At 74.3% G+C, this 24,294-nt stretch carries 13 protein-coding genes; 9 read left to right on the top strand and 4 right to left on the bottom strand.

What is annotated here, in order from left to right; genetic code table 11:
* The first annotated feature begins 40 nt into the window (after nt 1-40).
* Genes AB0M39_RS10060 through AB0M39_RS10040 form a run of 5 tightly spaced genes read left to right on the top strand, consistent with a single transcriptional unit; the run spans nt 41 to nt 14,987 of the window.
* Nucleotides 41-5,893, top strand: a complete 5,853-nt coding sequence (locus AB0M39_RS10060) for an amino acid adenylation domain-containing protein (protein ID WP_365362189.1) — start codon at nt 41-43, stop codon at nt 5,891-5,893.
* A complete protein-coding gene (locus AB0M39_RS10055; protein ID WP_365362187.1) occupies nt 5,890-6,345 on the top strand; it encodes a cobalamin-dependent protein in 456 nt (151 codons plus the stop codon). The genes AB0M39_RS10060 and AB0M39_RS10055 overlap by 4 nt, the downstream gene beginning before the upstream one ends.
* Entirely contained in the window at nt 6,338-7,747 is a 1,410-nt protein-coding gene (locus AB0M39_RS10050; RefSeq protein WP_365362185.1) for a methylaspartate mutase, read from the top strand. Before AB0M39_RS10055 ends, AB0M39_RS10050 begins: the two co-directional genes overlap by 8 nt.
* The gene (locus AB0M39_RS10045; RefSeq protein WP_365362183.1) at nt 7,735-13,533 is read left to right on the top strand and encodes an amino acid adenylation domain-containing protein; all 5,799 of its coding nucleotides are present in this window, start codon (nt 7,735-7,737) and stop codon (nt 13,531-13,533) included. The genes AB0M39_RS10050 and AB0M39_RS10045 overlap by 13 nt, the downstream gene beginning before the upstream one ends.
* A complete protein-coding gene (locus AB0M39_RS10040) occupies nt 13,530-14,987 on the top strand; it encodes a condensation domain-containing protein (RefSeq protein ID WP_365362181.1) in 1,458 nt (485 codons plus the stop codon). The genes AB0M39_RS10045 and AB0M39_RS10040 overlap by 4 nt, the downstream gene beginning before the upstream one ends.
* A 25-nt stretch (nt 14,988-15,012) precedes the next feature.
* Here the strand turns inward: AB0M39_RS10040 and AB0M39_RS10035 are convergent, their stop codons facing one another.
* From AB0M39_RS10035 to AB0M39_RS10025, 3 genes are read right to left on the bottom strand one after another with little or no spacing between them, the layout of a single operon-like run.
* Nucleotides 15,013-16,938 carry a GMC family oxidoreductase gene (locus tag AB0M39_RS10035; RefSeq protein WP_365362179.1) on the bottom strand — a complete coding sequence of 642 codons (1,926 nt, stop codon included), beginning with the start codon at nt 16,936-16,938 and terminating at the stop codon, nt 15,013-15,015.
* Entirely contained in the window at nt 16,935-18,368 is a 1,434-nt protein-coding gene (locus AB0M39_RS10030) for a hypothetical protein (protein ID WP_365362177.1), read from the bottom strand. The genes AB0M39_RS10035 and AB0M39_RS10030 overlap by 4 nt, the downstream gene beginning before the upstream one ends.
* Nucleotides 18,365-19,051, bottom strand: coding sequence for a GntR family transcriptional regulator (locus AB0M39_RS10025; protein WP_365362175.1), 687 nt, complete (start codon nt 19,049-19,051; stop codon nt 18,365-18,367). Before AB0M39_RS10025 ends, AB0M39_RS10030 begins: the two co-directional genes overlap by 4 nt.
* A gap of 185 nt (nt 19,052-19,236) precedes the next feature.
* Between AB0M39_RS10025 and AB0M39_RS10020 the strand changes: the two genes are divergently transcribed.
* From AB0M39_RS10020 to AB0M39_RS10005, 4 genes are read left to right on the top strand one after another with little or no spacing between them, the layout of a single operon-like run.
* On the top strand, nt 19,237-20,454 hold the full coding sequence (locus AB0M39_RS10020; protein ID WP_365362173.1) for a ParB/RepB/Spo0J family partition protein: 1,218 nt from the start codon (nt 19,237-19,239) through the stop codon (nt 20,452-20,454).
* Nucleotides 20,448-21,077, top strand: coding sequence for an isochorismatase family protein (locus AB0M39_RS10015; RefSeq protein ID WP_365362171.1), 630 nt, complete (start codon nt 20,448-20,450; stop codon nt 21,075-21,077). The genes AB0M39_RS10020 and AB0M39_RS10015 overlap by 7 nt, the downstream gene beginning before the upstream one ends.
* Nucleotides 21,074-22,945, top strand: coding sequence for an anthranilate synthase family protein (locus AB0M39_RS10010; RefSeq protein WP_365362169.1), 1,872 nt, complete (start codon nt 21,074-21,076; stop codon nt 22,943-22,945). The genes AB0M39_RS10015 and AB0M39_RS10010 overlap by 4 nt, the downstream gene beginning before the upstream one ends.
* Entirely contained in the window at nt 22,942-23,277 is a 336-nt protein-coding gene (locus tag AB0M39_RS10005; protein WP_365362168.1) for a hypothetical protein, read from the top strand. Before AB0M39_RS10010 ends, AB0M39_RS10005 begins: the two co-directional genes overlap by 4 nt.
* Nucleotides 23,278-23,377: 100 nt before the next feature.
* Here AB0M39_RS10005 and AB0M39_RS10000 read toward each other — a convergent pair whose 3' ends face one another.
* Nucleotides 23,378-24,214 (bottom strand): PhzF family phenazine biosynthesis protein, encoded by an 837-nt coding sequence (locus AB0M39_RS10000; protein ID WP_365362166.1) that lies wholly within the window; start codon nt 24,212-24,214, stop codon nt 23,378-23,380.
* Nucleotides 24,215-24,294 lie beyond the last annotated feature (80 nt).

Raw genomic sequence — 24,294 nt, 5'->3', positions numbered from 1 at the left:
GACGGTTCGGTGCGGTGCCTTGGTCGACGGAGCGTGGGCGATGAAGAAGACGATTCACGAGTACGGCAGTGATCTCCTCGGGTTGTTCGAGGAGCGGGCGGCGTCGGGTCCGGACGCGGTGGCGTTGGTGTGCGGCGTGGAGCGTGTGGGCTATGGGGAGCTGGCGGGGCGGGCTGGTCGGCTGGCCGGGGTTCTGCGTGCGTCGGGGGTGGGTCCTGGGGATGTGGTGGGGGTCTGCTTGGGGCGTGGTGTGGACGCGGTGGTGGGTCTGCTGGGTGTGTTGAGGGCGGGTGCGGTGTGTCTGCCGTTGGCGCCGGAGCTGCCCGGGGAGCGGTTGGCGTTCATGGTTTCGGACGCGGGTGCTCGGGTGGTGTTGGCGAGTTCTCAGCTGGCGGGGTCGTTGCCGGCTGGGGGGCCGCCGGTGGTGGTGTACGACGGCGACGCGGTGTTGGCTGAGCGGCCGCCGGTTGCGCCGTCGCCGGTGTCTGCCGGGGTGGGCGATGTGCGGTCGGCGATGTATGTGATCTACACGTCGGGCTCGACGGGCCGGCCCAAGGGCATCGTCGTCGACTGGCGGACCATCGCCAACGTCGTGCGCTTCGACCTCTACCGGGACCAGTATCTGGGCGACACCCCCGTGGCCTGCCTCCAGCTCGCGTCGGTCGGCTTCGACGTCTCGTTCCTGGAGATCTTCGCGACCCTGGCCCGCGGCGGCCGTCTGGTGCTCGTCGAGGAAGCCGTGCGCCAGGACGCCGAGCGGCTGCTGGAGCTGCTGGCGGCCGAGCGGATCGAGCGGATGTACCTCTCCCCGGCGCTGCTGGCCCAGTTGGCGATCTCCTGGTCGGAACGGCCCGTCGACCTCTGTCTGACGCATGTGTTCGTCTCCGGGGACGCCCTCGCCCTGACCCCGCAGACCCGTGCGTTCCTGGCGTCGTTGGAGGGGGTGGTGCTGGAGAACCAGTACGGGCCCTCGGAGACGCATCACGCCTCGTCGTCGATCCTGTCCGGGGATCCGGAGCGGTGGCCTGCGGCGCCGCCGATCGGGCGGGCGATCCCGGGGGTGCGGCTGTATCTGCTGGACCGGCATCTGAGCCTGGTGCCGCCCGGCGCGCCGGGCGAGCTGTACATCGCGGGCGAGGGCCTGGCGCGGGGGTATGTCGGCAAGCCCGCGCTGACCGCCGAGCGGTTCGTGGCCGATCCCTTCGCCGGGGCGGACTCCGGCCGGCGGATGTACCGCACGGGCGACCTGGCCCGCTGGACCTCTCAGGGACAGCTGGAGTACCTCGGCCGCACCGACGACCAGATCAAGATCCGCGGCTTCCGCATCGAGCCCAGCGAGATCGAGACCGCGCTCACCAGCCACGCGGACGTGCACGACGCGGCCGTCGCGGCGTACGAGGACCCGCCCGGCGCCCGCAGGCTCGCCGCGCACATCGTGCCCACCGATCCGGCGCGCTTCGACGAGTCCGCGCTCCGCGACTTCCTGCGCGCCCGGCTCCCCGCCTATATGCTCCCCGCCGCCTTCGTCCGGGCGACGAGCCTGCCGCTGACCCGCAACGGCAAGATCGACCGGCGCGCCCTGCCCGTGCCGGTCGGCTCGCGACGGCTCACGGGCCGGTACGCCCCCGCCGCCACCGCCACCCAGAAGGCGCTCGTCGGCATCTGGGAGAGCCTGCTCAAGGTCGAGGGCATCGGCGTCGACGACGACTTCTTCGAGCTCGGCGGACACTCCCTGCTCGCCACGCAGGCGGTGTCGCGCACCCGAGCCGCCCTGGACGCGACCGTCTCCGTACGGGACCTCTTCGACTGCGCCACCGTCCGCAGGCTCGCCGAGGTCCTCGACACCAGGAAGCCGCCGCTTCGCAGCCAAACGCCCGCGGTTCTCCCCCGCGCGGCCGGCGACGCGCGCCTGTCCTTCGCCCAGCGCCGGATGTGGTTCTTCGACCAACTGGCCCCCGGCTCACCGGCGTACAACGTCAGCGAGATGTGGCACATTCGCGGCCCGCTGGAGCCCGCGCTGCTGCGCCGAGCCCTGAACGCGGTCGGCGACCGGCACGAGGTGCTGCGCACCGGCTTCGCCAGCGAGGGCGGAGACCCGTACCAGGTCATCGCGCCGACGGCCGACTTCGACTGGGAGAGCGCCGACCTGAGGGAGCTGGGCGCCGAAGCGGCCCAGCTGGAGGCCGCACGGCTCGCGCACGCACAGGCGCTGCGCCCCTTCGACCTGACGGCCGGGCCCCTCGTGCGGGCCCAGCTGTTCCGGCTCGGCGACGACCGCCACTGCTTCGTGCTCCACCTCCACCACATCGTCGTCGACGCCTGGTCGATGGACGTCCTCTGGAGTGATCTGTCCGCGCTGTACGACGCGTTCGCCGACGGCCGGCCCGACCCGCTGCCCCCGCTCGCGGTGCAGTACGCGGACTACGCGGCCTGGCAGCACGCCCTGGACGAGAGCGGACGCACCCGCGAGCAGCTGGGCTTCTGGACGGAGCTGCTCGACGGCGCCCCCGCGCTGCACGGGCTGCCGACCGACCACCCCCGCCCCAGGACGCTCAGCGGCCGAGGGCGCCGCGTCGACTTCACGGTCCCGGGGGACACCGCCGACGCCCTGCGCCGCATCGGGCACGCGCACAGCGCGACGCCGTTCATGGTGCTGCTCACCGCCTTCGACATCCTGCTCGCCCGGTACACCGGGACCGGCGACGTGGTCACCGGATCGCCCGTCGCCGGACGCGTACGGCCCGAGCTGGAAGACCTGGTCGGCTTCTTCGTCAACACCATGGCGCTCCGGCTGACCTGGGACGACGACCCCTCCTTCGTGGAGCTGCTCGGGCGGCTGCGGGACATCGCGCTGGAGGCGCAGGCCAACCAGGACGTGCCCTTTGACCGGGTCGTCGAGGAGCTGGCGCCCGAGCGGGACGTCAGCCGCAACCCCGTGTTCCAGATCCTGTTCGCCCTCAGCGCCGCCGACGACCACGCCGCCCCGGCCCACTGGTCGGTGGAGCGCGTCCGCAGGGACCTCGGACAGACCCGCTTCGACCTGGAGATGCAGCTCCAGGAGAGCGAGAAGGGCTTGGAGGGAACCGTCTGCTTCAGCACCGACCTCTTCGAGCCGGCGACCGTACGCCGTCTGACGGATCAGTTCGTCGCCCTCTGCCAGGCCGTCGCCGCCGACCCCGAGGCGCGGGTGTCCCGGCTGTCGCCGCAGGCCGGCGCGGACGACGTCCTGGCGCAGGGCGCGGACGACCCGGCCGCCGACGAGGGACCGGTGGGCCATCCGCTCGGATTGTTCGAGGAGCGGGCGGCGTCGGTGCCGGACGCGGTGGCGTTGGTGTGCGGCGTGGAGCGTGTGGGCTATGGGGAGCTGGCGGGGCGGGCTGGTCGGCTGGCCGGGGTTCTGCGTGCGTCGGGGGTGGGTCCTGGGGATGTGGTGGGGGTCTGTCTGGGGCGTGGTGTGGACGCGGTGGTGGGGCTGCTGGGTGTGTTGAGGGCGGGTGCGGTGTGTCTGCCGTTGGCGCCGGAGCTGCCCAGGGAGCGGTTGGCGTTCATGGTGGCGGACGCGGGTGCTCGGGTGGTGTTGGCGAGTTCTCAGCTGGCGGGGTCGTTGCCGGCCGGGGGGCCGCCGGTGGTGGTGTACGACGGCGACGCGGTGTTGGCTGAGCGGCCGCCGGTTGCGCCGGCGCCGGTGTCTGCCGGGGTGGGCGATGTGCGGTCGGCGATGTATGTGATCTATACGTCGGGCTCGACGGGCCGGCCCAAGGGCATCGTCGTCGACTGGCGGACCATCGCCAACGTCGTGCGCTTCGACCGGTACCGCGAGCGCGCCCACCACGTGGCGCCGCGATCCTGTGCGCAGATCGCCTCGCACGGCTTCGACGTATGGCTCCAGGAGGTGTTCGTCACCCTGCTGCGCGGCGACCGGCTCGTCCTCGTCGACGAGGAGACCCGGCGCGACACCGGACGGCTGCTTCAGCTGGCGGCCGCCGAGCGGATCGAGCGGATGTACCTCTCCCCGGCGCAGCTCGAGCAGCTGGCGGTCTCCTGGACCGAGCGGCCCACGGAGCTCGCGCTGCGTCACCTCAGCGTCGGCGGCGAGCCGCTGCGGCTGTCGGCGGAGACGCGTGCGTTCCTGGCGTCGTTGGAGGGGGTGGTGCTGGAGAACCAGTACGGGCCCTCGGAGACGCATCACGCCTCGTCGTCGATCCTGTCCGGGGATCCCGGCGAGTGGCCTGCGGCGCCGCCGATCGGGCGGGCGATCCCGGGGGTGCGGCTGTATCTGCTGGACCGGCATCTGAGCCTGGTGCCGCCCGGCGCGCCGGGAGAGCTGTACATCGCGGGCGAGGGCCTGGCCCGGGGCTATGTCGGCAAGCCCGCGCTGACCGCCGAGCGGTTCGTGGCCGACCCCTTCGCCGGCGCGGACTCCGGCCGGCGGATGTACCGCACGGGCGACCTGGCCCGCTGGACCTCCCAGGGACAGCTGGAGTACCTGGGGCGCACCGACGACCAGATCAAGATCCGCGGCTTCCGCATCGAGCCCAGCGAGATCGAGACCGCGCTCACCAGCCACCCCTCGGTGTCCCGGGCCGTCGTCGTCGCCCGCGAGGACCGGCCGGGCCACCGCCGGCTGATCGCCTACGTCGTGCCGGCCGGGCCCGACGGCGTCCACGGCGGCGCCTTGCGCGGCCACGCGGGACGGCTGCTGCCCGACTACATGGTCCCCGCCCAGTGCGTGGCCGTCGACGAGATCCCCCTGAACGCCAACGGCAAGGTCGACGTCCGCGCCCTCCCGGCGCCCCCGCCGATCGGCCCGGACGGACAGCGGCCGCGCTCCGTGCGGGAGCAGCTGCTCGGCGAGCTGTTCGCGGAGGTGCTCGGCGTGCCCGAAGTAGGCGTCCACACCAGCTTCTTCGACCTGGGCGGGCACTCGCTCCTCGCGACCCGGCTGCTCAGCCGGGTCCGGTCCACGCTCGGCGCCGAGCTGCCCGTGCGCACGCTGTTCGACAGCCCGACCGTCGCAGGCCTCGCCGCCGCGCTGGACGGAGGCGCCGGGCAGCGCTCCACGAGCGGCCTGGAGACACTGCTCCCGCTGCGCACCGGAGGCGCCGGGGACCCGCTGTTCTGCGTCCATCCCGTGGCCGGGACCAGCTGGTGCTACGCCGGTCTGCCCCGTCTCATCGGTCCCGGGCGTCCGGTCTACGGGCTGCAGGACCCCGCTCTCACGGATCCGGCTCATGCGGAGGGCCGGATCGAGGACCTGGCCGCCCACTACGTCGAGCGGATCCGTCAGGTGCGGCCGCACGGCCCGTACCACCTGCTCGGCTGGTCGTTCGGCGCTCTCGTCGCGCACGAGACGGCGGTGCGGCTCCAGGCGATGGGCGAGGAGGTCGGGCTGCTCTGCCTGCTCGACGGCTACCCGGCCCAGGGCGGCCAGGACAGCGGGCGGTACACGCCCGTCGCCTCCGGAGACCCCCAGGACCGCGCCGCCGAACTGCGCCGGTACGCGGGCGTCTTAGCGCCCCTCGACGAGGCGGAGGTCGCGGCGGTGCACCGTTCGATGATCCGCAACGCCGCGGTCATGCGGGACTTCGAGCCGAACGTGTTCCAAGGCGATGTGACCTTTGTGACCGCCGCCCTGGAGCGCGGGGCCGACGCGCCCGTGTGGCAGGACTGGCTGCCGTACGTCACCGGCACGGTCGACGAGCACCGAGTGGACTGCGCCCACCTGGAGATGACCCGCCCGGAGCCGCTCGCCCACATCGGCGCCGTCGTCGCCCGGGCGCTCGCCGCGACGACGGGCGAGGGGCAGCACACGAAGACAGGCGGCACGACGGGCGAGGGGCAGCACACGACGACGGGCGCGACGGCCTCCGCGCGCCGAGGGAGCACCGGATGAACCCGCACGCCGAACACCGCAGGGGCCGCCTCGTCATCCTCGGGGTGGCCGCCAGCGACGCCCACGCCGTCGCCAACCATCTGATCGCCATGCGTCTGCGCCAGGACGGATTCGTCGTCGTCAACCTCGGAGTCTGCACCCCGCTGGAGGAGTTCGCGGACGCCGTGGACGCCAACCCCGGCGCCGAGGCGGTCATCGTCGGCAGCCTCAACGGTCATGCCTACGAAGACCTGCGAGGCCTGCCCCGACTGCGGGCGGCGGGCCGGATGAACGTCCCCGTGGTGCTCGGCGGCAACCTCTGCGTCGGCGGCGACGACACGGCCGCCGACCGCCAGGCCCTCCTCGATCTGGGCGTCGACCACATCCTCGGCGACCCCGACGCCCTCACCCCGCTCCTGGACGCGCTGCGCCCGGCGCGGCCCGCCCCTGTCGTCGGACCCTTCCATGCTTGACCAGGACACCCTCGGCCTCGACCCCGAGACCGTCGCCGCGCTGCCCGACCGGCAGGAGACCCTGCGCTATCTGACCGGGCTGCCCAAGCGGAGCGCGCTCGACGTGCTGCGCGCGGCGGAGCTCAGCGGGACGCCGGTGATCCAGCCGCGGTGCGGGGTCGGCGGACACGCGCGGATGCTCGCCCTGCTGGGCGAGCTCGAACAGGGCGCCGCACCCGGGATCCTCAGCGTCACCATCGACTCCCACACCCGGCTGTGCCACTTCGACGAGGCGGCCGCCACCCTGCGCGAGCACCCCCACCACCTCAACGGCTATCCGCTGGTCGCCCACGGCTGGCAGCGCGGACGGGAGCTGAACGAGAGCGTCGCCGCCCCGCTCGAGGTACGGCACGGCTCGCCGGACGCCCGTGTGCTGTTCGCCGTGTCGGTGGCGTCGGGGATGACCTCGTTCGAGGGCGGCGGCATCTCGTACAACCTGCCGTACTCCAAGGACGTGCCGCTGGAGCGGTCGCTGCGGGCATGGCGCCAGGTGGACCGGGCGTGCGGGGAGCTGGCCCGGTCCGGGGTCGTGGTGGACCGCGAGCTGTTCGGCACGCTGACGGCCGTCCTCGTGCCCCCGTCGATCAGCCTCGCGATCACCCTCGTCGAGGCGATGGCCGCGGCCGCCGAAGGCGTGCGCTGTCTGTCGATCGCCTATCCGCAGGGCGGGGAGGTCCACCAGGACGTCGCCGCGCTGCGGTCGGTCAGGGAGCTGGCCGCGCGCTATCTGCCGCCGGAGGTCGAGGTCTTCCCCGTGCTCCACGAGTTCATGGGCGTCTTCCCCGAGGAGGCCGACCGGGCGGAGGAGCTGATCTTCTACGGCGCGCTGACCGGCCGCCTCGGCGGCGCCACGAAGATCGTCAGCAAGACCTGCCGGGAGGCGCACGGCATCCCCGACGCCGCGGCGAACGTCCACGGCATGAAGACCTCGGCGCTCGCCCTGTCCGGGCTGCTCGACTTCGTGACGCTGGACGAGAGCCGCGTCGAGGAGGAGGCGTACTGGATCCAGCGCGAGGTGAGCGAGATCGTCGACCCGCTGCTGGGCGGCGGCGATCTGCACCGCGCCGTCGACGCGGCCTTCCGCGCCGGCCGGCTCGACATCCCCTTCAGCGCCAGCGTCCACGCCCGCTCCCAGATCGTCCCCAAACGCGACGCGAGCGGCGCGCTCCGCTACTTCAGCCCCGGCCTGCTCCCCTTCTCCCACGCCTGCGCGGAGCGCAACCGCAGGCTGCTGGGCCGGGACGACGGCGGGACCGGGACGCGGCTGATCGAGGAGATCACCCGCGACATCGACTACTTCGCCGCTCGTGACCACGGTCGTGTACGGCGCCACCTCGGACGGGAGCGGAAATGGACCACCTGACCTACTGGCGAGAGAGCCTCGCGGGACTGCCGGCGCTGCTCGAACTGCCCGTCGACCGCCAGCGGCCGGCCGAGCCCAGCGGCCTGCGCACCCGCCTGTCGCTCGCCGTCGGGGCCCATGGGCGCCGCGCCGTCGACGCGCTCGCCGAGCAGGAGGGCGCCGGCGCCGTCACCGTGGTCCAGGCCGCGCTCGCAGGCCTGCTGACGCGGCTCGGCGCGGGCGACGACATCGCGGTGGGCACGACGGGCCACGGCCACGACGCCTTCCTGCTGCTCCGGATCGACACCTCGGCCGAGCCCAGCCTGCGCGAGCTGACGCGCCGCGTACGGGACGCCGACCGCGCGGCCCGCGCGCACGCCGCCCCCCTCCCGCTGGTCGCAGGCGCCCTGGGGGCGACAGCGGCGCACCCCCGCCACACCGCGTTCCAAGTCCGCTGCGGCGGGCCGCAGGAGCCGGCGGGGACGCCCCTGCCGGCGGCCGAGCTGGACGTCCGCGTGCGCGCCGGCGGGGAATCGGCGGACGGCGGCTTGGAGCTCGCCCTGGACGCGGACGCCGACCTGTTCGGACCCGAGAGCGCGGAGCTCCTCGGCGGCCGGCTCGTCCGGCTGCTGACCGAGGGCGCCTCGGCGCCCGACCGTCCCCTCGGCGCGGTCGAGGTGCTCGCCCCCGCCGAGTACGACCGGCTGCTCAAGGACTTCAACGACACCGCCCGCCCGGTCCCCGTGAGCACCGCGGTCGCGGTGCTTGAGACACAGGCTCGCCGCACTCCGCACGCGCCGGCCGTCACCTCCTGGGACGGCGACCTGACGTACGCCGAACTCCACGCCGCCGCCAACCGTCTGGCCCGCTACCTGGTCGCCCAGGGCGCCGGCCCCGACGAGACCGTCGCCGTGGCGCTGCCCCGCTCGACCGGCCTGGTCGTCGCGCTGCTGGCCGTGCTGAAGGCCGGAGCCTGCTATCTGCCCGTCGACCTCGGCTACCCGGCCGAGCGCATCGCGACCATGGTCGACGACGCCCGGCCCGCCTGCGTGCTCACCACGCGCGACGGCCTGGAGCTGCTGCCGCCCGCCGGCCGCGCCGCCGCCGCGGTGCTGCTCGACGACCCGGCCGTCGCCTCCGCCGTGGCCGCCCTCCCCGACGGCGACCTCGCCGACGACGAGCGCAGCGCGCCGCTCCGCCCGGCGAACGCCGCGTACGTGGTCTACACCTCGGGCTCGACGGGCCGCCCCAAGGGCACGGTGATCGAACACCGCTCCCTGGCGCACTACTTGGCCTGCACCAGCAGCTCGTACGGCAGCGTGCGGGGCACCTCGCTGTGGCATTCGTCGGTCTCCTTCGACCTGAGCGTCACCTCGCTGTTCGTGCCGCTGGCCGCCGGAGGGCGCGTATGGGCGGCGACGCTGGACGCGGAGTCCGCCGAGCACCCGGCCGCGCCCGACGGCTGCGACTTCCTCAAGGCGACCCCCAGCGCCCTGCCGCTGCTGGCCGCGCTGCCCAGCAGCCTGTCGCCCACCGGGGAGCTGATGCTCGGCGGCGAGGCCCTCCAGGGCGAGGTGCTCGACCAGTGGCGCGCGCGCCACCCGGGCGCGAAGGTCCTGCACGTCTACGGCGCCACCGAGACCACCATCAACTGCTCGGAGCACCACATCCCGCCCGGGGCGCCGATACCGGCGGGCGCCCTGCCGCTCGGCCGCCCCATGGACAACGTGCGGATGTACGTCCTGGACGCCCGGCTGCGCCTGACGGCGCCCGGCGTCGCCGGCGAGATCTACGTGGCGGGACCCGGCCTCGCCCGCGGCTACGCGGGCCGGCCCGGCCTCACCTCCGCCCGCTTCGTGGCCGACCCCTTCGGAGCGCTCTTCGGGGCCCCCGGCGACCGGATGTACCGCACCGGCGACCTCGGCCGCTGGACCCCGGAGGGACAGCTGGAGTTCGCCGGGCGCCGCGACCACCAGGTCAAGGTGCGCGGCTACCGCGTCGAGCTCGGCGACGTCGAGCACGCCCTGACCGAGCACGAGGCGGTCGGCCAGGTCAAGGCCGTCGTGGCCGACGACCCGTCGGGCGGCCGCCGCATCGTCGCCTACGCGGTGCCCGCCGCCGGCCGGCGGACGACGGCGAGCGGGCTGCGCGCCTACGCGGCAGGGCGGCTGCCCGACTACATGGTGCCCTCGGCGATCGTCCTGCTCGACGCGATCCCGCTCACCCCCAACGGCAAGGTCGACACCGCCCAACTGCCCGCCCCCGAGCAGCACCAGCCGGACCAGTACGCCGGCGCCGCGCCGGGCACGCCCCGCGAGAGGGCCCTGTGCGCCCTGGCCGCCGAGGTCCTCGGCGTTCCGAGCGTCGGCGCCGACCGGGACTTCTTCGAGCTCGGCGGCCACTCGCTGGCCGCCCTGAGGCTCGTCGAGCGCGTCCGCACGACGCTGGGCCTCCAGGCGTCCATCCGCGACGTCTTCCGGGCCCGCACGGTCAGAGCCCTGGCCGCCCAGCTCGACCAGGCGGCCCCGAGCGGCGCCCCGCAGCCCCTGGCGCGGGCCGGCCGCCGGCCCGAGCGCCTGCCGCTCTCCGCAGGGCAGCGCGCGCTGTGGTTCCTGAACCGGCGCGACGGCGGCGCGGCCTACAACTCCTGCCTGGCGCTGCGGCTCTCCGGCGACCTGGACCTGCCCGCGCTCACCCGGGCGGTACACGATGTCGTGGACCGCCACGAGACGCTTCGGACCGGCTTCCACGAGGACGACGGCGAGCCGTGCCAGCGGATCCTGCCCGCCGACGCGCACCCGGGCCTGGCCTTTGTGCGCCTGCCCGCGGCGCCCGGCCCCGCCGAGGAGCGGCTGGCACAGGCGGCGACCGACGCCCTCCACGAGCCCTTCGCACTGGGCGACGCGCCGGCCTCGCGCTTCACGGTCTTCTCCGCCGGCCCCGCGGAGCACCTGCTCCTCGTGGCGATGCACCACATCGTCACCGACGGCCTGTCGATGGGCCCGCTCCTGCGGGACGTCGCCGAGGCCTACGCGGCCCGCGTGGAGGGGCGCGCCCCCGGCTGGGCGCCGCTGCCCCTCCAGTACGCCGACCACGTCCTGTGGCAGCGGGAGAGGCTCGGCAGCGAGAGCGATCCGCACAGCCTCGCCGCGCGCCTGCTCGGCCACTGGCGAGGCGCCCTGGCCGGCGCGCCCGAGCTCCTCGAACTGCCCGCCGACCGGCCCCGGCCCGCCGCTCTCTCGCACGCCGGCGGATCGGTCGACTTCGAGGTCGGCGGCGAACTGTACGCCAGAGTCCGCGAGCTGGGCCGCAGCACGGGGGCCACCCCGTTCATGGTGCTGCACGCGGTGCTCGCCGCCCTGCTGTCCCGGCTGGGCGCCGGCAGCGACATCCCCGTCGGCACGCCCGTCGGCGGCCGGACCGATCCCCGGCTCGACTCCCTCGTCGGCTACTTCGTCAACACGGTCGTCCTGCGCACCGACGCCTCCGGCGACCCGACGCTGCGCGAACTCCTCGCCCGGGTGCGCGAAGCCGACCTGAGCGCGTACGCCCACCAGGACATGCCGTTCGAGCGGCTGGTGGAGGCGCTGAACCCGGCGCGCTCGCTGTCCCACGCCCCGCTCTTCCAGGTCATGCTGAGCCACGACGAGGCGCTGCCCGACGAACTGCGCGCGCCGGGCCTCACGATCCGGCCGCTGCGCCTGACGACGGGCACCGCGAAGTTCGACCTCGCCGTGAACCTGCGGGACACCGGCGGCGAGGGCCTCGCCGGCGCCGTGGAGTACAGCGCCGACCTGTTCGACCGCAGGACCGCCGAGGGCTTCGCCCAGCGGTTCGTACGGCTCCTCGACGTCCTGTCGGCCGCCCCCGACCGGCCGATCAGCTCGGCCGAGCTGCTGGACGCCGACGAACGGCGGCGCATGCTGGTCGACTGGAACAGCACCGCCCGCGAGCAGCCGGCCGAGCTGCTGCCGCAGCTGTTCGCGTCCCGCGCGGCCGCGACGCCCGACGCCACCGCCGTCGTCTGCGGCGACACGCGGCTGACCTTCGCCGAGCTGGACGCCCGGGCCAACCGACTGGCCCGCCACCTGATCGCGCGCGGCGCCGGGCCCGAGCGGTACGTGGCCGTGGCGCTGCCCCGCTCGGCCGAGCTGATCACGGCGCTGCTGGCGGTCGCCAAGTCCGGCGCGGCGTACGTGCCCGTGGACCCCGCCCACCCGACGGACCGGATCGCGGGCGTCCTGGACGAGGTCCGCCCGGTCGTCGTCCTGACGGACAGGGCGACCGGGCACGTGCTGGGGGAGGGCTGCCCCGGACAGCGGATCGCGATCGACTCCGCCGGGACCCTCGCCGCCCTCGCGGCCGAGCCCGCGACCGACCCCGAAGACCGGGACCGCCTGGCGCCGCTGCTCCCCGGCCACCCGGTGTACGCGATCCACACCTCGGGATCGACGGGCCGCCCCAAGGGAGTGGTGATCGAGCACCGGAGCCTGGCGAACCTCTACCACCACTACTTCCGCGACCTGTACGCCGACGACATCGCCCAGGCCGGCGGCCGCCCCCTCAAGGCGGCGCTGGCGGGAGCGATCTCCTTCGACGCGTCCTGGGCCCCGGTGCTGTGGATGACCGCAGGCCACGAACTGCACGTCGTCGACGACGACACCCGGCGCGACCCCTCGGCGTTCGTCGCCTACACCAGCCGGTTCGGCATCGACTTCATGGACATACCGCCGTCGTTCTTCGACCAGCTGCTGGAGCACGGGCTGCTGGCCGACGCGTCGACCACGCCCCGCGTGCTGGCCCTCGGTGGCGAGGCGGTCACCCAGACCCAGTGGCAGCTGCTGCGGGACACCCCGGGCGTCAGCGGCTACAACACCTACGGCCCCACCGAGTACACCGTCGACACCCTCTGGGCGCGGATGTCCGACAGCTCCCGCCCCCTCATCGGCCGTCCGCTGCCCAACACCCGCGTCCATGTGCTCGACCGCGGCCTGCGCCCGGTCCCCGAAGGCGTCCAGGGCGAGCTGTACGTCGCCGGCGTGGGCCTGGCGCGCGGCTATCTGAGCCGCCCCGGGCTCACCGCGGAACGCTTCGTCGCCGACCCCTTCGGACCGCCCGGCGGCCGGATGTACCGCACCGGAGACCTGGTGCGCTGGACCGCCGACGGGCGCCTGGACTTCGTGGGCCGGACCGACGACCAGGTCAAGCTCCGGGGCTTCCGCATCGAGCTGGGCGAGATCGAGGCGGTGCTGCGGTGCCATCCGGCGGTCGGCCGCGCCGCCGTGACGGTGCACCAGGACGAGCGCGGCACACGGCGGATCGTCGCGTACGTCGTCCCCCCGGAGGGAGCGGCGGACACGCCCGCCCCCGAGCCGGGCGAGCTGCGCTCCCATATGGCCGCTCGTCTGCCGGACTACATGCGGCCGTCGGCGTTCGTGCCGCTGGACGCCCTGCCGCTCACCGGCAACGGCAAACTCGACCGGACCCGGCTGCCGGCCCCCGGCCCCGCCGCGGCAGGCGCCGGCCGCGCACCGCGCACCCCGCGCGAGGAGAGCCTGTGCGCCCTGATGGCCGAGGTGCTGGGCCTGGAGCGGGTGGGCGTCGACGACGACTTCTTCGAGCTTGGCGGCCACTCCCTGCTCGCCACGCGGCTGATCAGCCGCGTCCGCACGGCGCTGGGCGTGGAGCTGCCCATCCGCGCCGTGTTCGAGTCCCCCACCGTCGCCGCGCTCGCCGAGCGCTCGGCGAGCGCCAAGAAGGCCCGGCCGTCGTTGCGTCCGCGCGCTGAGAAGCAGGAGGCCCAGTGAGCCCGCAGATTCCGCTGTCGTACGCCCAGCGCAGGCTGTGGTTCCACTACCAGATGGAGGGTCCGAGCCCGACGTACAACGTCCCCCTCGTCCTGCGGCTCGCCGGCACGCTCGACCGCGCGGCGCTGGCCGACGCCGTCGCGGACGTCGTCGCCCGCCACGAGAGTCTGCGCACGGTGTTCCCCGACGTCGACGGGGCGCCCGTCCAGCGCGTCCTCGACGCCGCCGAGGCCCGCCCCGCCCTCCGTGCCCGCGACGTCGAGCCCGCCGGACTCGCCGCCGCGCTGCGGCAGGAGGCCGCCCACGCCTTCGATCTCGCCGTCGAGCCGCCGATCCGCACCGCACTGCTGCGCACCGGCCCCGACGAGCACGTCCTCCTCGTCCTCGTCCACCACATCGCCACGGACGACTGGTCCACCACCCCGCTCACCCGCCAGCTCTCGCAGGCCTACACGGCCCGCCTCGACGGCGCCCCGCCCGCGTGGGAGCCGCTGCCCGTGCAGTACGCCGACTTCGCGGTGTGGCAGCGGGACGTACTGGGCGAGGAGAGCGACCCGGACAGCGAGATGGCCGAGCATCTCGCCTACTGGAAGCAGGAGTTGACGGGCGCGCCGGAGCTGCTGAGCCTGCCTCTCGACCGACCCAGGCCGCCGGTGGCGTCCGGCCGAGGCCGCCGCGTCCCCTTCGGCTGGGACGCGGGGACCCAGGCGAGCCTGGACGCGCTCGCCCGGGAGACGGGCACGACGGTGTTCATGACCGTGCAGGCGGCGGTCGCCGAGCTGCTGACCCGGCTGGGGGCGGGCACGGACATCCCGCTGGGCGCCGCGTTCTCCGGGCGCACCGACGAGTCCCTCGACGACCTGATCGGGTTCTTCACCAACACCCTGGTGCTGCGGACCGACACCTCGGGCGCCCCGACCTTCCGTCAGCTCGTCCTGCGGACCAGGGAGACGAACCTGTCCGCGCACGCCCACCAGGACTGCCCCTTCGACCGCCTGGTGGACGCCCTCAAGCCGGCCCGCTCCCTGGGCCACCACCCGCTGTTCCAGGTGATGCTGGCCTACCAGAACGCGGGCCGCAACGACCTGTCGCTGCCGGGCCTGAGCGTCGTGGTCGAGGAGATCGACACGGAAGCAGCCAAGTTCGACCTGGCGCTCGTCTTCTCCGAAGGCGGACCGGTCGCCGCGCCCGCCGGTCCGTCCGGTATGACGGGGTCCCTGCACTACGCCGCCGACCTGTTCGACGAGAGCACGGCCAAGACGATGACAGAGCGCCTGGTACGACTCGTCCGCGCCGCGGCCGCCGACCCCGACCGCCCCCTCTCCCGCGTCGACGTCCTCTCCGCGCCGGAGCGAGCCCTGCTGCTGACGGAGTGGAACGACATCGACGGCCAGGTCGAAGCCCTGTGGGCCGCCCACGCCTTCCCCGCCGCGGGCGGCACGAGCGAGCCGTGAGCAGGGGCGGCTCCGGGCGCGGCCGTCAGGCGGCGGCCGGCCGGGAGCGCCGCGACGTCAGGCAGCGCTCCGTCGCGGCGAGAGCCGCCGCCATGATGCTCAGCTGCGGGTTGACCTCGGGACAGCCCGGCAGCACGGACCCGTCGGCGATCAGCACGCCCTCGACGCCGCGGAGCCGGCCCTCCGCGTCGGCGGGGAAGCGCTGCGGGTCCGCTCCCGCGGCGACCGTGCCGGTGGGGTGGAACGCCGACAGATGCAGCTGACGGGCGGTCACCGTGGCCATGAGCGCCTCGAGCTCGGCCAGCGAGCGGGCCCTCGGCGCAGTCGGCACGCCCGTGAGGACCTCCTCGGCGCCGGCCGCGAACAGCAGCCGTCCCATCGCCCGCACCGCCGTCGTCAGACGGCCGGCGTCGCGCGGGTCGAGGTCGTAGCGGATCAGCGTGCGGTCGCGGCCCAGCACCCGGCCCGAGGGGCGGTCGGCGATCATCGCGCCCAGCGTCGCCAGCCGGCCCGCGTCCTCCAGCTCGCCGCGCAGCTCGCGGCCGAGGCCCGGCAGGACGAAGCTGCCCATGCCCGGCGGGGTGGCGGTCGCCTCGATGAGGACGCCCTCGCCGTGCAGCTCCTCCACGCCCACGCCCTGCAGCACGCCCTCCCAGGCGTTGACCTGCCGGCTGAAGCGCCCGGCGACGCTGGTGGCGGGGTGCACGCTGAGGTTGCGGCCCAGGCGCGGATGGCCGCCCAGGCCCGAGCGGCGCAGCAGCGGCGGGGACTGGAGCGCGCCGGCCGCGACGACCACCAGCGGGCTGAGGATCTCCAGTTCGCTCCCGTCGGGCCGCTGGACGCGCACCCCCGCCGCCCTCGGGCCGCCCGGCCGGTCGGCGTCCACCAGGATCCGGCGCACCCGCGCCCCGGTGACGATGCGGGCCCCGGCGGCGCAGGCGGCGGGCAGCACCGACAGCTGCACGCTCTGCTTGGCGCCGGTCGGACAGCCCACGACGCACTGGCAGGAGCCCTTGCAGCCGGGGGCGTTGCGCCGCAGCGGGGCGGCCCGCCAGCCGAGCCGCTCGGCGCCGGCCAGCGCGAGCAGTCCATTGGCGCCCATCACGTCGAGGGGCTGGACGGCGACCTTCAGGCTCCGCTCGGCCTCGTCGAGGCAGGCGTCCAGGTCCTCCGCGAGCGCGAAGCCGAAACCGGCGCGCCAGCGGCGCAGGACGTGGCCCGGGGTGCGGTAGCACGTGCCGGAGTTGACGATCGTGGTGCCTCCCACGGCCCGCCCGGTCGGCAGCAGCAGGGGCGGACGGCCGACGGCGACGGTGGCCCCGCCGTCGCGGTACAGCTCCGCGAACCGCTCCAGCGGCGGGCGGCGGCCGAAGGAGGCGGTGGTGTGGTGCTCGCCCTCCTCCAGCACGACGGTGCGCAGCCCGGCCCGTGCGAGCGTGCGCGCCGCCATCGCCCCGCCGGCGCCGGAGCCGATCACCACGGCGTCGGCCGTGCTGCGCGTGGGGTACTGCTCGGCGGGCGTGCAGTCGAGCGGCGGATCGACGGGCGGCGGATCGGCGGGCGGCGGATCGACGGGCGCGACGGCAGGCACACGGAGTGCGCCCGGCTGGTCCCTGCGCTCCTGGTGGAGCATCCGCTCCGTCCCCGCGGCCAGCAGGACCGGCGCCTTGAGCAGGTCCAGCAGCGGCGCCAGCGCGGGCCGCGCGCCGAGTGCGGCCATCACGCCCTCGCGCTCCTCGGGGCGCAGCGCCGCCAGCCGCCGTCCCGTGCGCGCCAGGGCGTACGCGTCCACCGCCGCCGCCGCGCCCCGCACACCGGCGCGGGCATGCGCGGGCATCGAGTCCAGTACGTCCTCCAGGCGTTGCGGCGCCTTCGCGAGCCAGGCCTCGCCGTCGCCGCCTTCGCCGCCGTCGTCCGCGAGGAGCGCGGCGACCAGCCCTGCGAGCGTCATCGGCCGCCCACCTCCGCGTGCGCCGTGCCGTCCAGCCGCCACTCGGCCTCCGGCCGCCAGCGCCCCCACCACCGCTCCAGCCGGATCACGGCATCGGCCCTCTCGCTGTTGCGGCAGACGGCCGGGGCGCCGTCGGGGTCGGCGTAGTCCAGCGTCAGCGTGCGCTCCTCGGCCTGGGTCACCTCGACGCGGACGCGCCGCAGCCCGGCCCGCCCGGACACCGTCCAGGTCGGCAGTCCCACCTCGGCCCGGAAGCGGCCGAGGCCCGCCCAGCCGACCGCCGCGCGCTCCGGCCGCCGGGGCCAGGTCCGCCCCCGGCGGCGCAGACGCAGGAAGACCAGCGGAGGCAGCCGGCGCAGACCGGGCCGCATGGACACCGCCGCGACGATCTCCAGTACGTCGCCGCCGCCCAGGTCCGCATGGAGCCAGGCCCAGCGGCGGGCGTTGCCGTGGCCGTAGATGCGGGCGGAGGCCCCGGGCGCGTCCTTCAGCGTCAGCGTGCGGTCCCCATAGCTGACCGTGCCGTCGTACGAGGCGCGGGCGGCGGGCAGGATCTGCGCGGCCGGGAGCAGCGGACGCCGCCAGGACCAGCGGGGGAAGGTGAACAGCGGCCCGTCCTCGGGGCGTTCGGTCAGATCCCAGCGGAAGTCGCCGGCCGCGCCCGTGAGGCGGCCGGGGCGGGCGGCGACGCCTCCGGCGACGAACCCGTCGTCCCCGACCTCTCCCTCTGGCTTTGTCGGTGAGCCGCGCCAGGGCTCGGGGCCGAACCGCTCGTGGGCGACCGGGCCGTCCTTGGGGAAGACCGCAGCCCAGCCGTGCGCGAAGGCCGGAGAGCCGTCGGCGGGAGCGGTCAGCTCGTGGTGCAGCCATATCCCGCTGCCGGTGGCCGGGTCGGTCGCTGTGGTGTACCAGACCTCCGTACGGCCCCGCTCGCCCCGCCAGCGCGGCGCCAGCAGCGGGGCGCCGTCCTCGCGGCGGGGGAAGCGGAAGCTCGCGAGGAAGGGCAGCAGGCCGCCCGCCACCGGGAAGCGCAGCACGCCCTCGCCGATCCTGCTCGGCGTCTCGCCGTCTACGTACAGCGTGAACGGCAGCACGGTCATCGACCGCACAGGGCGCAGCGCGGTGACGGACTTCCAGCCGTCCAGGGTCAGCCTGCGGCCGTCCGCGGCGAAGGAGAGCCGGTAGCGGATCCGCCTGCGGGTGAGCGGCGAGATCTCCAACTCGCCTATAGCGTGCGCGTCGTCGGCGAAGCCCGCGATCCGCACCCGCCCCGCCAGCCTGGCCTCGGTCGTTCCGCCCGGCCGCAGCACGGTGTCCGCCGTCGCGCGCAGATCGAGCCGGGCCCGCAGCGTGCGGCCGTCCGCGTCGAGGCGGGCGGCGCCGAGCATGGTCTCCGCGAACCGCGTTCCCCGCGTTCCCCGCGCGCTCATGCGAGCCCCTCCAGCATGATCCGCTCGGTGGCGGTCAGATACGCCTCAGCGGCCGCGTGCGCCGCCGTCTCGTCCCCCGCCGCGACGGCCTCGACCACCGGGGCCAGCCGTGCGCGCGCGGTCTTCGGATCGGCGAAGGGGCCCGCGAGCGCGGACCGTACCGGCAGATAGGCGTTGAAGAGCGAGTTGGTCAGCAGGACGTACACGCGGTTGCCGGTGGCGCGGGCCAGCGCCCGGTGGACCTCGACGTCCGCCAGCTGGACCGCGTCCGCCGACTGCGCGGCGCCCACCGCCGCCAGCAGCTCGCGCAGCTCGGCCGACTGCGTCGCGCTCGCCTTGGCCGCGGCCCGTCGGGCGATCAACGCGCCGATGCCGCGCCGGACCTCGAAGACCTCGGCGATCCAGTCCGGGCTGTGCCGCACCAGCATGGGCAGCAGATCGGCGCCGCCGAGCCGTGCGTAGTCGCGCACCCGGGTGCCCACGCCGTGCCGCGTCTCCAGCAGGCCCGCCTGGACGAGCCGTCCGAAGGCGTGCTTGAGGGTGGTGCGGGTGACGCCGTATCCGTCGGCCAGCTGGCGCTCGGGGGGCAGATAGCTGCCCGCCGGATGACGCCCGGCGAGGATGTCCTCCCGCAGCCGGCCCTCCAGCACGTCGACGATCGTCTCGCGGGGCAGTGTCTCCACGAAGTCCCTCTTCCGAGTCCGCAGTTACCGAGTGGATCAGTGGCTCATCCACTCAACCAGGATAGGTATCAGCCAGTCAAGGGCGCGTACCACAGCGTCACTTCGACCTCTTTTCGAGCGGATTGCGACGCGTCGTCGGCACGGTGGTCAAGGACGTGATCGACGTCGTTCGAAAGGGTCACCAGGTGACTGAAAACGCTGTCGGCTTGCTGCGGGAGGTCGCCCCCTCGCCCATGAACCCCGGACCGGCCGTCATGGTCGACGTGCGCGCACTGCGCAGCGCGGGCTCGCCGCGCAGCGCCGGCGAGGACCTGGACCATGTCAGAACGCTGGCCGAGACGCAGGCCGAACTGCCGCCCGTCATCGTGCACCGAGCGACTATGGCCGTCATCGACGGGCTGCACCGGCTGCGGGCGGCCAAGCTCCGCGGACAGCGGCAGATCGCGGTCCGCTTCTTCGAGGGCGACGAGGCGGACGCCTTCGTCCTCGCCGTACGGGCCAACGTCGCGCACGGCCTGCCGCTGACCGCGGCCGACCGCAAGGCGGCCGCGGTCCGCATCGTCTCGACCCATCCGCAGTGGTCGGACCGGCTCATCGCCTCGGCGACCGGGCTGTCCGCCAGGACCATCGCCGATCTGCGCCGTCAGAGCGCGGGCGCGGCCCCGCAGCCGGTCGCCAGGATCGGCCGGGACGGCCGCGTACGGCCCGTCGACGGCCTGGCGAGGCGCCGCCTCGCGGGCAGCATGCTGCGCGAGGACCCCCAGCTGTCCCTGCGGCAGGTCGCCGCGGCCGTGGGCATCTCGCCGGAGACCGTGCGCGCCGTGCGCACACAGCTGATGAGCGGCGCGGACCCCCGCCCGCCGACGCGGCCCGCCGCGGCGGACCCCGCTGCGGCGCCGGCCGGGACGCGGCGGCAGAGCCAGGAGGGCAGTGCGGGCCGGGAGCGGCGGGAGAGGTCCCTCGCACCGTCCGTGCGGCGACTGCGGGCCGATCCGTCCCTGCGCTTCAGCGAGAGGGGGCGCACTCTGCTCCGGCTGCTGGACGCGCACTGTGTGAGCAACGAGAAGTGGGCCGCCCTCGCCGGCGCCGTGCCGCCCCACCGCCGTGACGCGGTGGCGACCGCCGCCCGCGAGTGCGCCCACGTATGGCGCAGATTCGCCGAGCAGGTGGAGCACATCGACCAGACGGAACGCACAGAGCAGCCAGACCAGACAGCGCAGCCAGACCAGCCGGCGCAGACAGCGCGGCCGGAGCGGGCGGAACAGACGGAGCGGGCGCGGCGGATGGACCAGGGAGCATCAGCTCGAACAGGAGAAAGTGAAGCCAGTGGAGCCATGGACACACCGACAGACCGGGCCGCAGGCACGACCGACCGCCCAGCGCTGGTGAGCCGGCGATGGTGACCGTGGGAATCCCCGCCATCGCACCGTACGCGCTGCCGACCGCCGCCGACCTGCCGGGCAACGTCGCCCGCTGGCGGGGCGACCCCCGGCGCGCCGTGCTGCTCGTCCACGATATGCAGCAGTTCTTTCTGCGGCCCCTCCCGCAGCCGCTGCGCAGCCAGCTGACCCAGAACGCGGTCGTCCTGCGCGACCGGTGCCGCGCGCTCGGCGTGCCCGTCGCGTACACCGTCCAGCCCGGCGGCATGACCGAGGAACAGCGCGGCCTGCTCAAGGACTTCTGGGGGCCCGGGATGCGCGTGGACCCCGCCGACCGCGAGGTGGTGCGCCCGCTGGCCCCGGGGCCCGAGGACTGGGTCTTCACCAAGTGGCGCTACAGCGCCTTCTTCCGCTCCGACCTGCTCGCGCGGATGCGCGAGCAGGGCCGGGACCAGCTCGTCATCTGCGGCGTCTACGCGCATGTGGGCGTCCTGATGAGCGCGGTGGAGGCGTTCACCAACGACATCCAGCCGTTCCTGGTGGCCGACGCGACGGCGGACTTCTCCGCGGACCACCACCGGTGGGCCGTCGACTACGCGGCTCAGCGCTGCGCCGTGGTGACCACGACCGAGGAGGTGCTGACATGACCGACCGGACGAGTCTGCTGGCCCGGGTGCTCGGGCCCGAGCCCCCGCCCTTCGCCGTCGTGCACCGCCCGGACTCCAGCGGCCGGGACTGTCTCGACGTGCTGATCGGCGAGGTGTCCACGCCGGCCGCGCTGGCCGACATCCCCCTGAGCGAAGAGCCGGGGAAGCCGGGCCACGAGGTCCTGGTGATCGTGCCCTACCGGCAGATCGCCGAGCGGGGGTACGTCTGCGTCGACGACGGCGCCCCCATGATCGCGATGCGGGTCACGGAGCAGACCGTGCTGCCGGTGGCCGAGGTGCTGGAGCAGATACCCGTCGTCCCCATCCGGCTGGTGGACGAGCGCTTCGACGTGGACGACGAGGAGTACGCCGACACCGTCCGCCAGATCACCGCGCAGGAGATAGCCGAGGGCACGGGCGCCAACTTCGTGATCAAGCGCTCGTACGTCGCCGGCATCGACTCGTACGCGCTGAACAAGGCGCTGACCTTCTTCCGGCGGCTGTGCGAGGGGGAGTCGGGGGCCTACTGGACCTTCATCGTGCACACCGGCGACCGCACCTTCGTCGGCGCGACTCCCGAGCGGCACGTCAGCCTGCGCGGCGGCGTCGCCGTGATGAACCCGATCAGCGGCACCTACCGGTACCCGCCGACCGGCCCGACGCTGCCCGGGATGATGGACTTCCTGCACGACAGCAAGGAAAGCGACGAGCTGAACATGGTCGTCGACGAAGAGCTCAAGATGATGGCCCGGATCTGCGACGAGGGCGGGCGCGTGAGCGGCCCCTACCTCAAGGAGATGGCCTACCTCGCGCACACCGAGTACCTCATCGAGGGCCGGTCGGCACGCGACCCGCGGGAGATCCTGCGGGAGACGATGTTCGCGCCGACCGTCACCGGCAGCCCGCTGGAGAGCGCCTGCCGGGTGATCAGCCGGTACGAGGGCCGGGGCCGCGGCTACTACAGCGGAGTCATGGCGCTCATCGGCAGGGACTGGCGCGGCGCGCCCGCCATGGACTCCTCCATCCTCATCCGCACCGCCGACATCGACCGTACGGGCCAGATGTCGATCGCCGTCGGGGCCACCCTGGTGCGGCACTCGGTGCCCTCCTCCGAGGTCGCCGAGACCCGGGCGAAGGCCGTCGGGCTGCTGTCCGCGCTCGCCGTCGGCCGACCGCGGCCGTTCAGCGACTACCCCGAGGTGAAGGCGACCTTGGGGGACCGGACCGCGAGCCTGGCCAGGTACTGGCTGCTCGACGACCCGGCGGGGGCCGATCCCGTGCCGTCGCTGACGGGCCACCGGACGCTCGTCGTGGACGCCGAGGACACCTTCACCGCGATGATGGCCCACCAACTGCGCTCGCTCGGCCTGGAGGTGACGGTCCGCCGCTTCGACGAGCCGTACGACACCAGCGCGTACGACCTCGTCGTCATGGGCCCGGGACCCGGCGATCCCCGCGACGTCGAGCACCCCCGCATCGCCCGCCTCTACGCCGCCATTGACGAGCTGCTCGCCGAGCGCCGGCCGTTCCTGGCGGTCTGCCTCAGCCATCAGGTGCTGAGCCTGCGGCTCGGCTTCGACGTGTTCCGCTGCGACACCCCCAACCAGGGCACACAGCGCGAGATCGACCTCTTCGGCGACCGCGAGCTCGTCGGCTTCTACAACAGCTTCGCCGCCCGCACCGGCAACCAGCGGATCGACCGCGCGGGCGTCGGCCCGGTGGAGATCAGCAGGGACCCGGCCAACGGCGAGATCCACGCGCTGCGCGGACCGCACTTCGCCTCGCTTCAGTTCCACGCCGAGTCGGTGCTCACCACGCACGGCCCCCGGCTGTTCGCCACACGGATCAAGGAGGTGCTCGAAGGGTGAAGGCCACGGTCGCCTGGTGGGACCTCGCCGCGTCCGAGCAGACCATCGACTCGCTGCGGAGCTATCTGCGCGACGAGGCGGTGCAGTCCTGGTCCGCGGTCACGGGGCTGCGCCTGAAGTTCTGGATCGCCGACCGGGAGGGCGACCGCTGGGGCGCGGTCATGCTGTGGGAGTCGGCGGAGGACGGCGAGCAGCCGCTGCCGCCGCACCGGGCGGTGGAGCTGATCGGCTATCCGCCCACCGAGCGCGTCCGCTTCGACGTCGAGGCCGTCGTCGAGGGGCTGTTCGGGCAGTCGCGGCTGTCCGGACGCGGCGCGGCCCTGGAGGGCTGAGCGGTGTGACCGTACGGCATGCGGAACGAGGTCCGGCCCCCCGTGGGTCGGACCTCGTTCCGTGGGCCTGGGCCTGGGCGGCGGCGGGCCCGCGCCCGGGTCACACGTACAGCGAGCCGCGCGCGACCACCACCGCGGAGCCCGACACCTCGACCGTGCCGATCTCGCCCTCGTCGCCGGCGACTTCGGCGTACATGTACGAGGGGCGGCCCATCTCCACGCCCTGGAGGATCTCGATCCGGGCGCCGAAGGGGACCAGGCCGTGCCGGGCGAGGTGGATCGCCAGCGGCCCCGCCGCCGACCCCGTCGCCGCGTCCTCGGCCACGCCGTACGCCGGCGAGAACATCCGCATCCGCCAGTGCGTCCCCGAGCCCGCGAAGCAGTTGGCCGCCATGTCGAGATGCTCGGCCAGCGCGCGCTGGTCCGGCCGGACGCGGGAGAGCGCGGCCACGCTCCCCAGCCCGACGTACACATGGCGCGGCCCGTTGCGGTAGATCTCCACCGGGAGGACGGACTCGGCCACGCCGAGCGCGGCCAGCAGCTCGTCGGCCTGCTCGTACGGGCCCCAGGTCGGGACCGGCTGCCGCATCCGGGCGGCGACGACCCGGCCGTCCGCCCGGTGGAGCTCGAACGGGATCGTGCCCATGGCGGTCTCCAGCCGCAGCCGCTCCCGGTCGGCGTCGCCGCCGAGCACGATGGCCGTGCCGAGGGTCGGATGCCCGGCGAACGGCAGCTCGTTGACCGGTGTGAAGATGCGTACGCGGGCGTCGCCGCCGTTCTCGGGCGGCAGCACGAACGTGGTCTCGGACAGATTCATCTCGCGGGCGATTCTCTGCATCTGCTCGGCGGAGAGTTCGCTCGCGTTCAAGAAGACGGCTACCGGGTTGCCCTCCAGGGCCGTTTCTGTGAACACGTCGACAATCGCGTAATCCTGCATTTCTTCACGCTAGCAGCGCCCGCCGGAGCCGTCCGGCGTCCAAGCGGTGATTCCCCGCAGTTGGACGCTGCTCGGGCAGC

Source organism: Streptomyces sp. NPDC051907 (assembly GCF_040681075.1).
In the GTDB taxonomy this organism is placed as follows: Bacteria; Actinomycetota; Actinomycetes; order Streptomycetales; family Streptomycetaceae; genus Streptomyces.
This window is presented reverse-complemented; position numbering and strand designations above follow the sequence as displayed.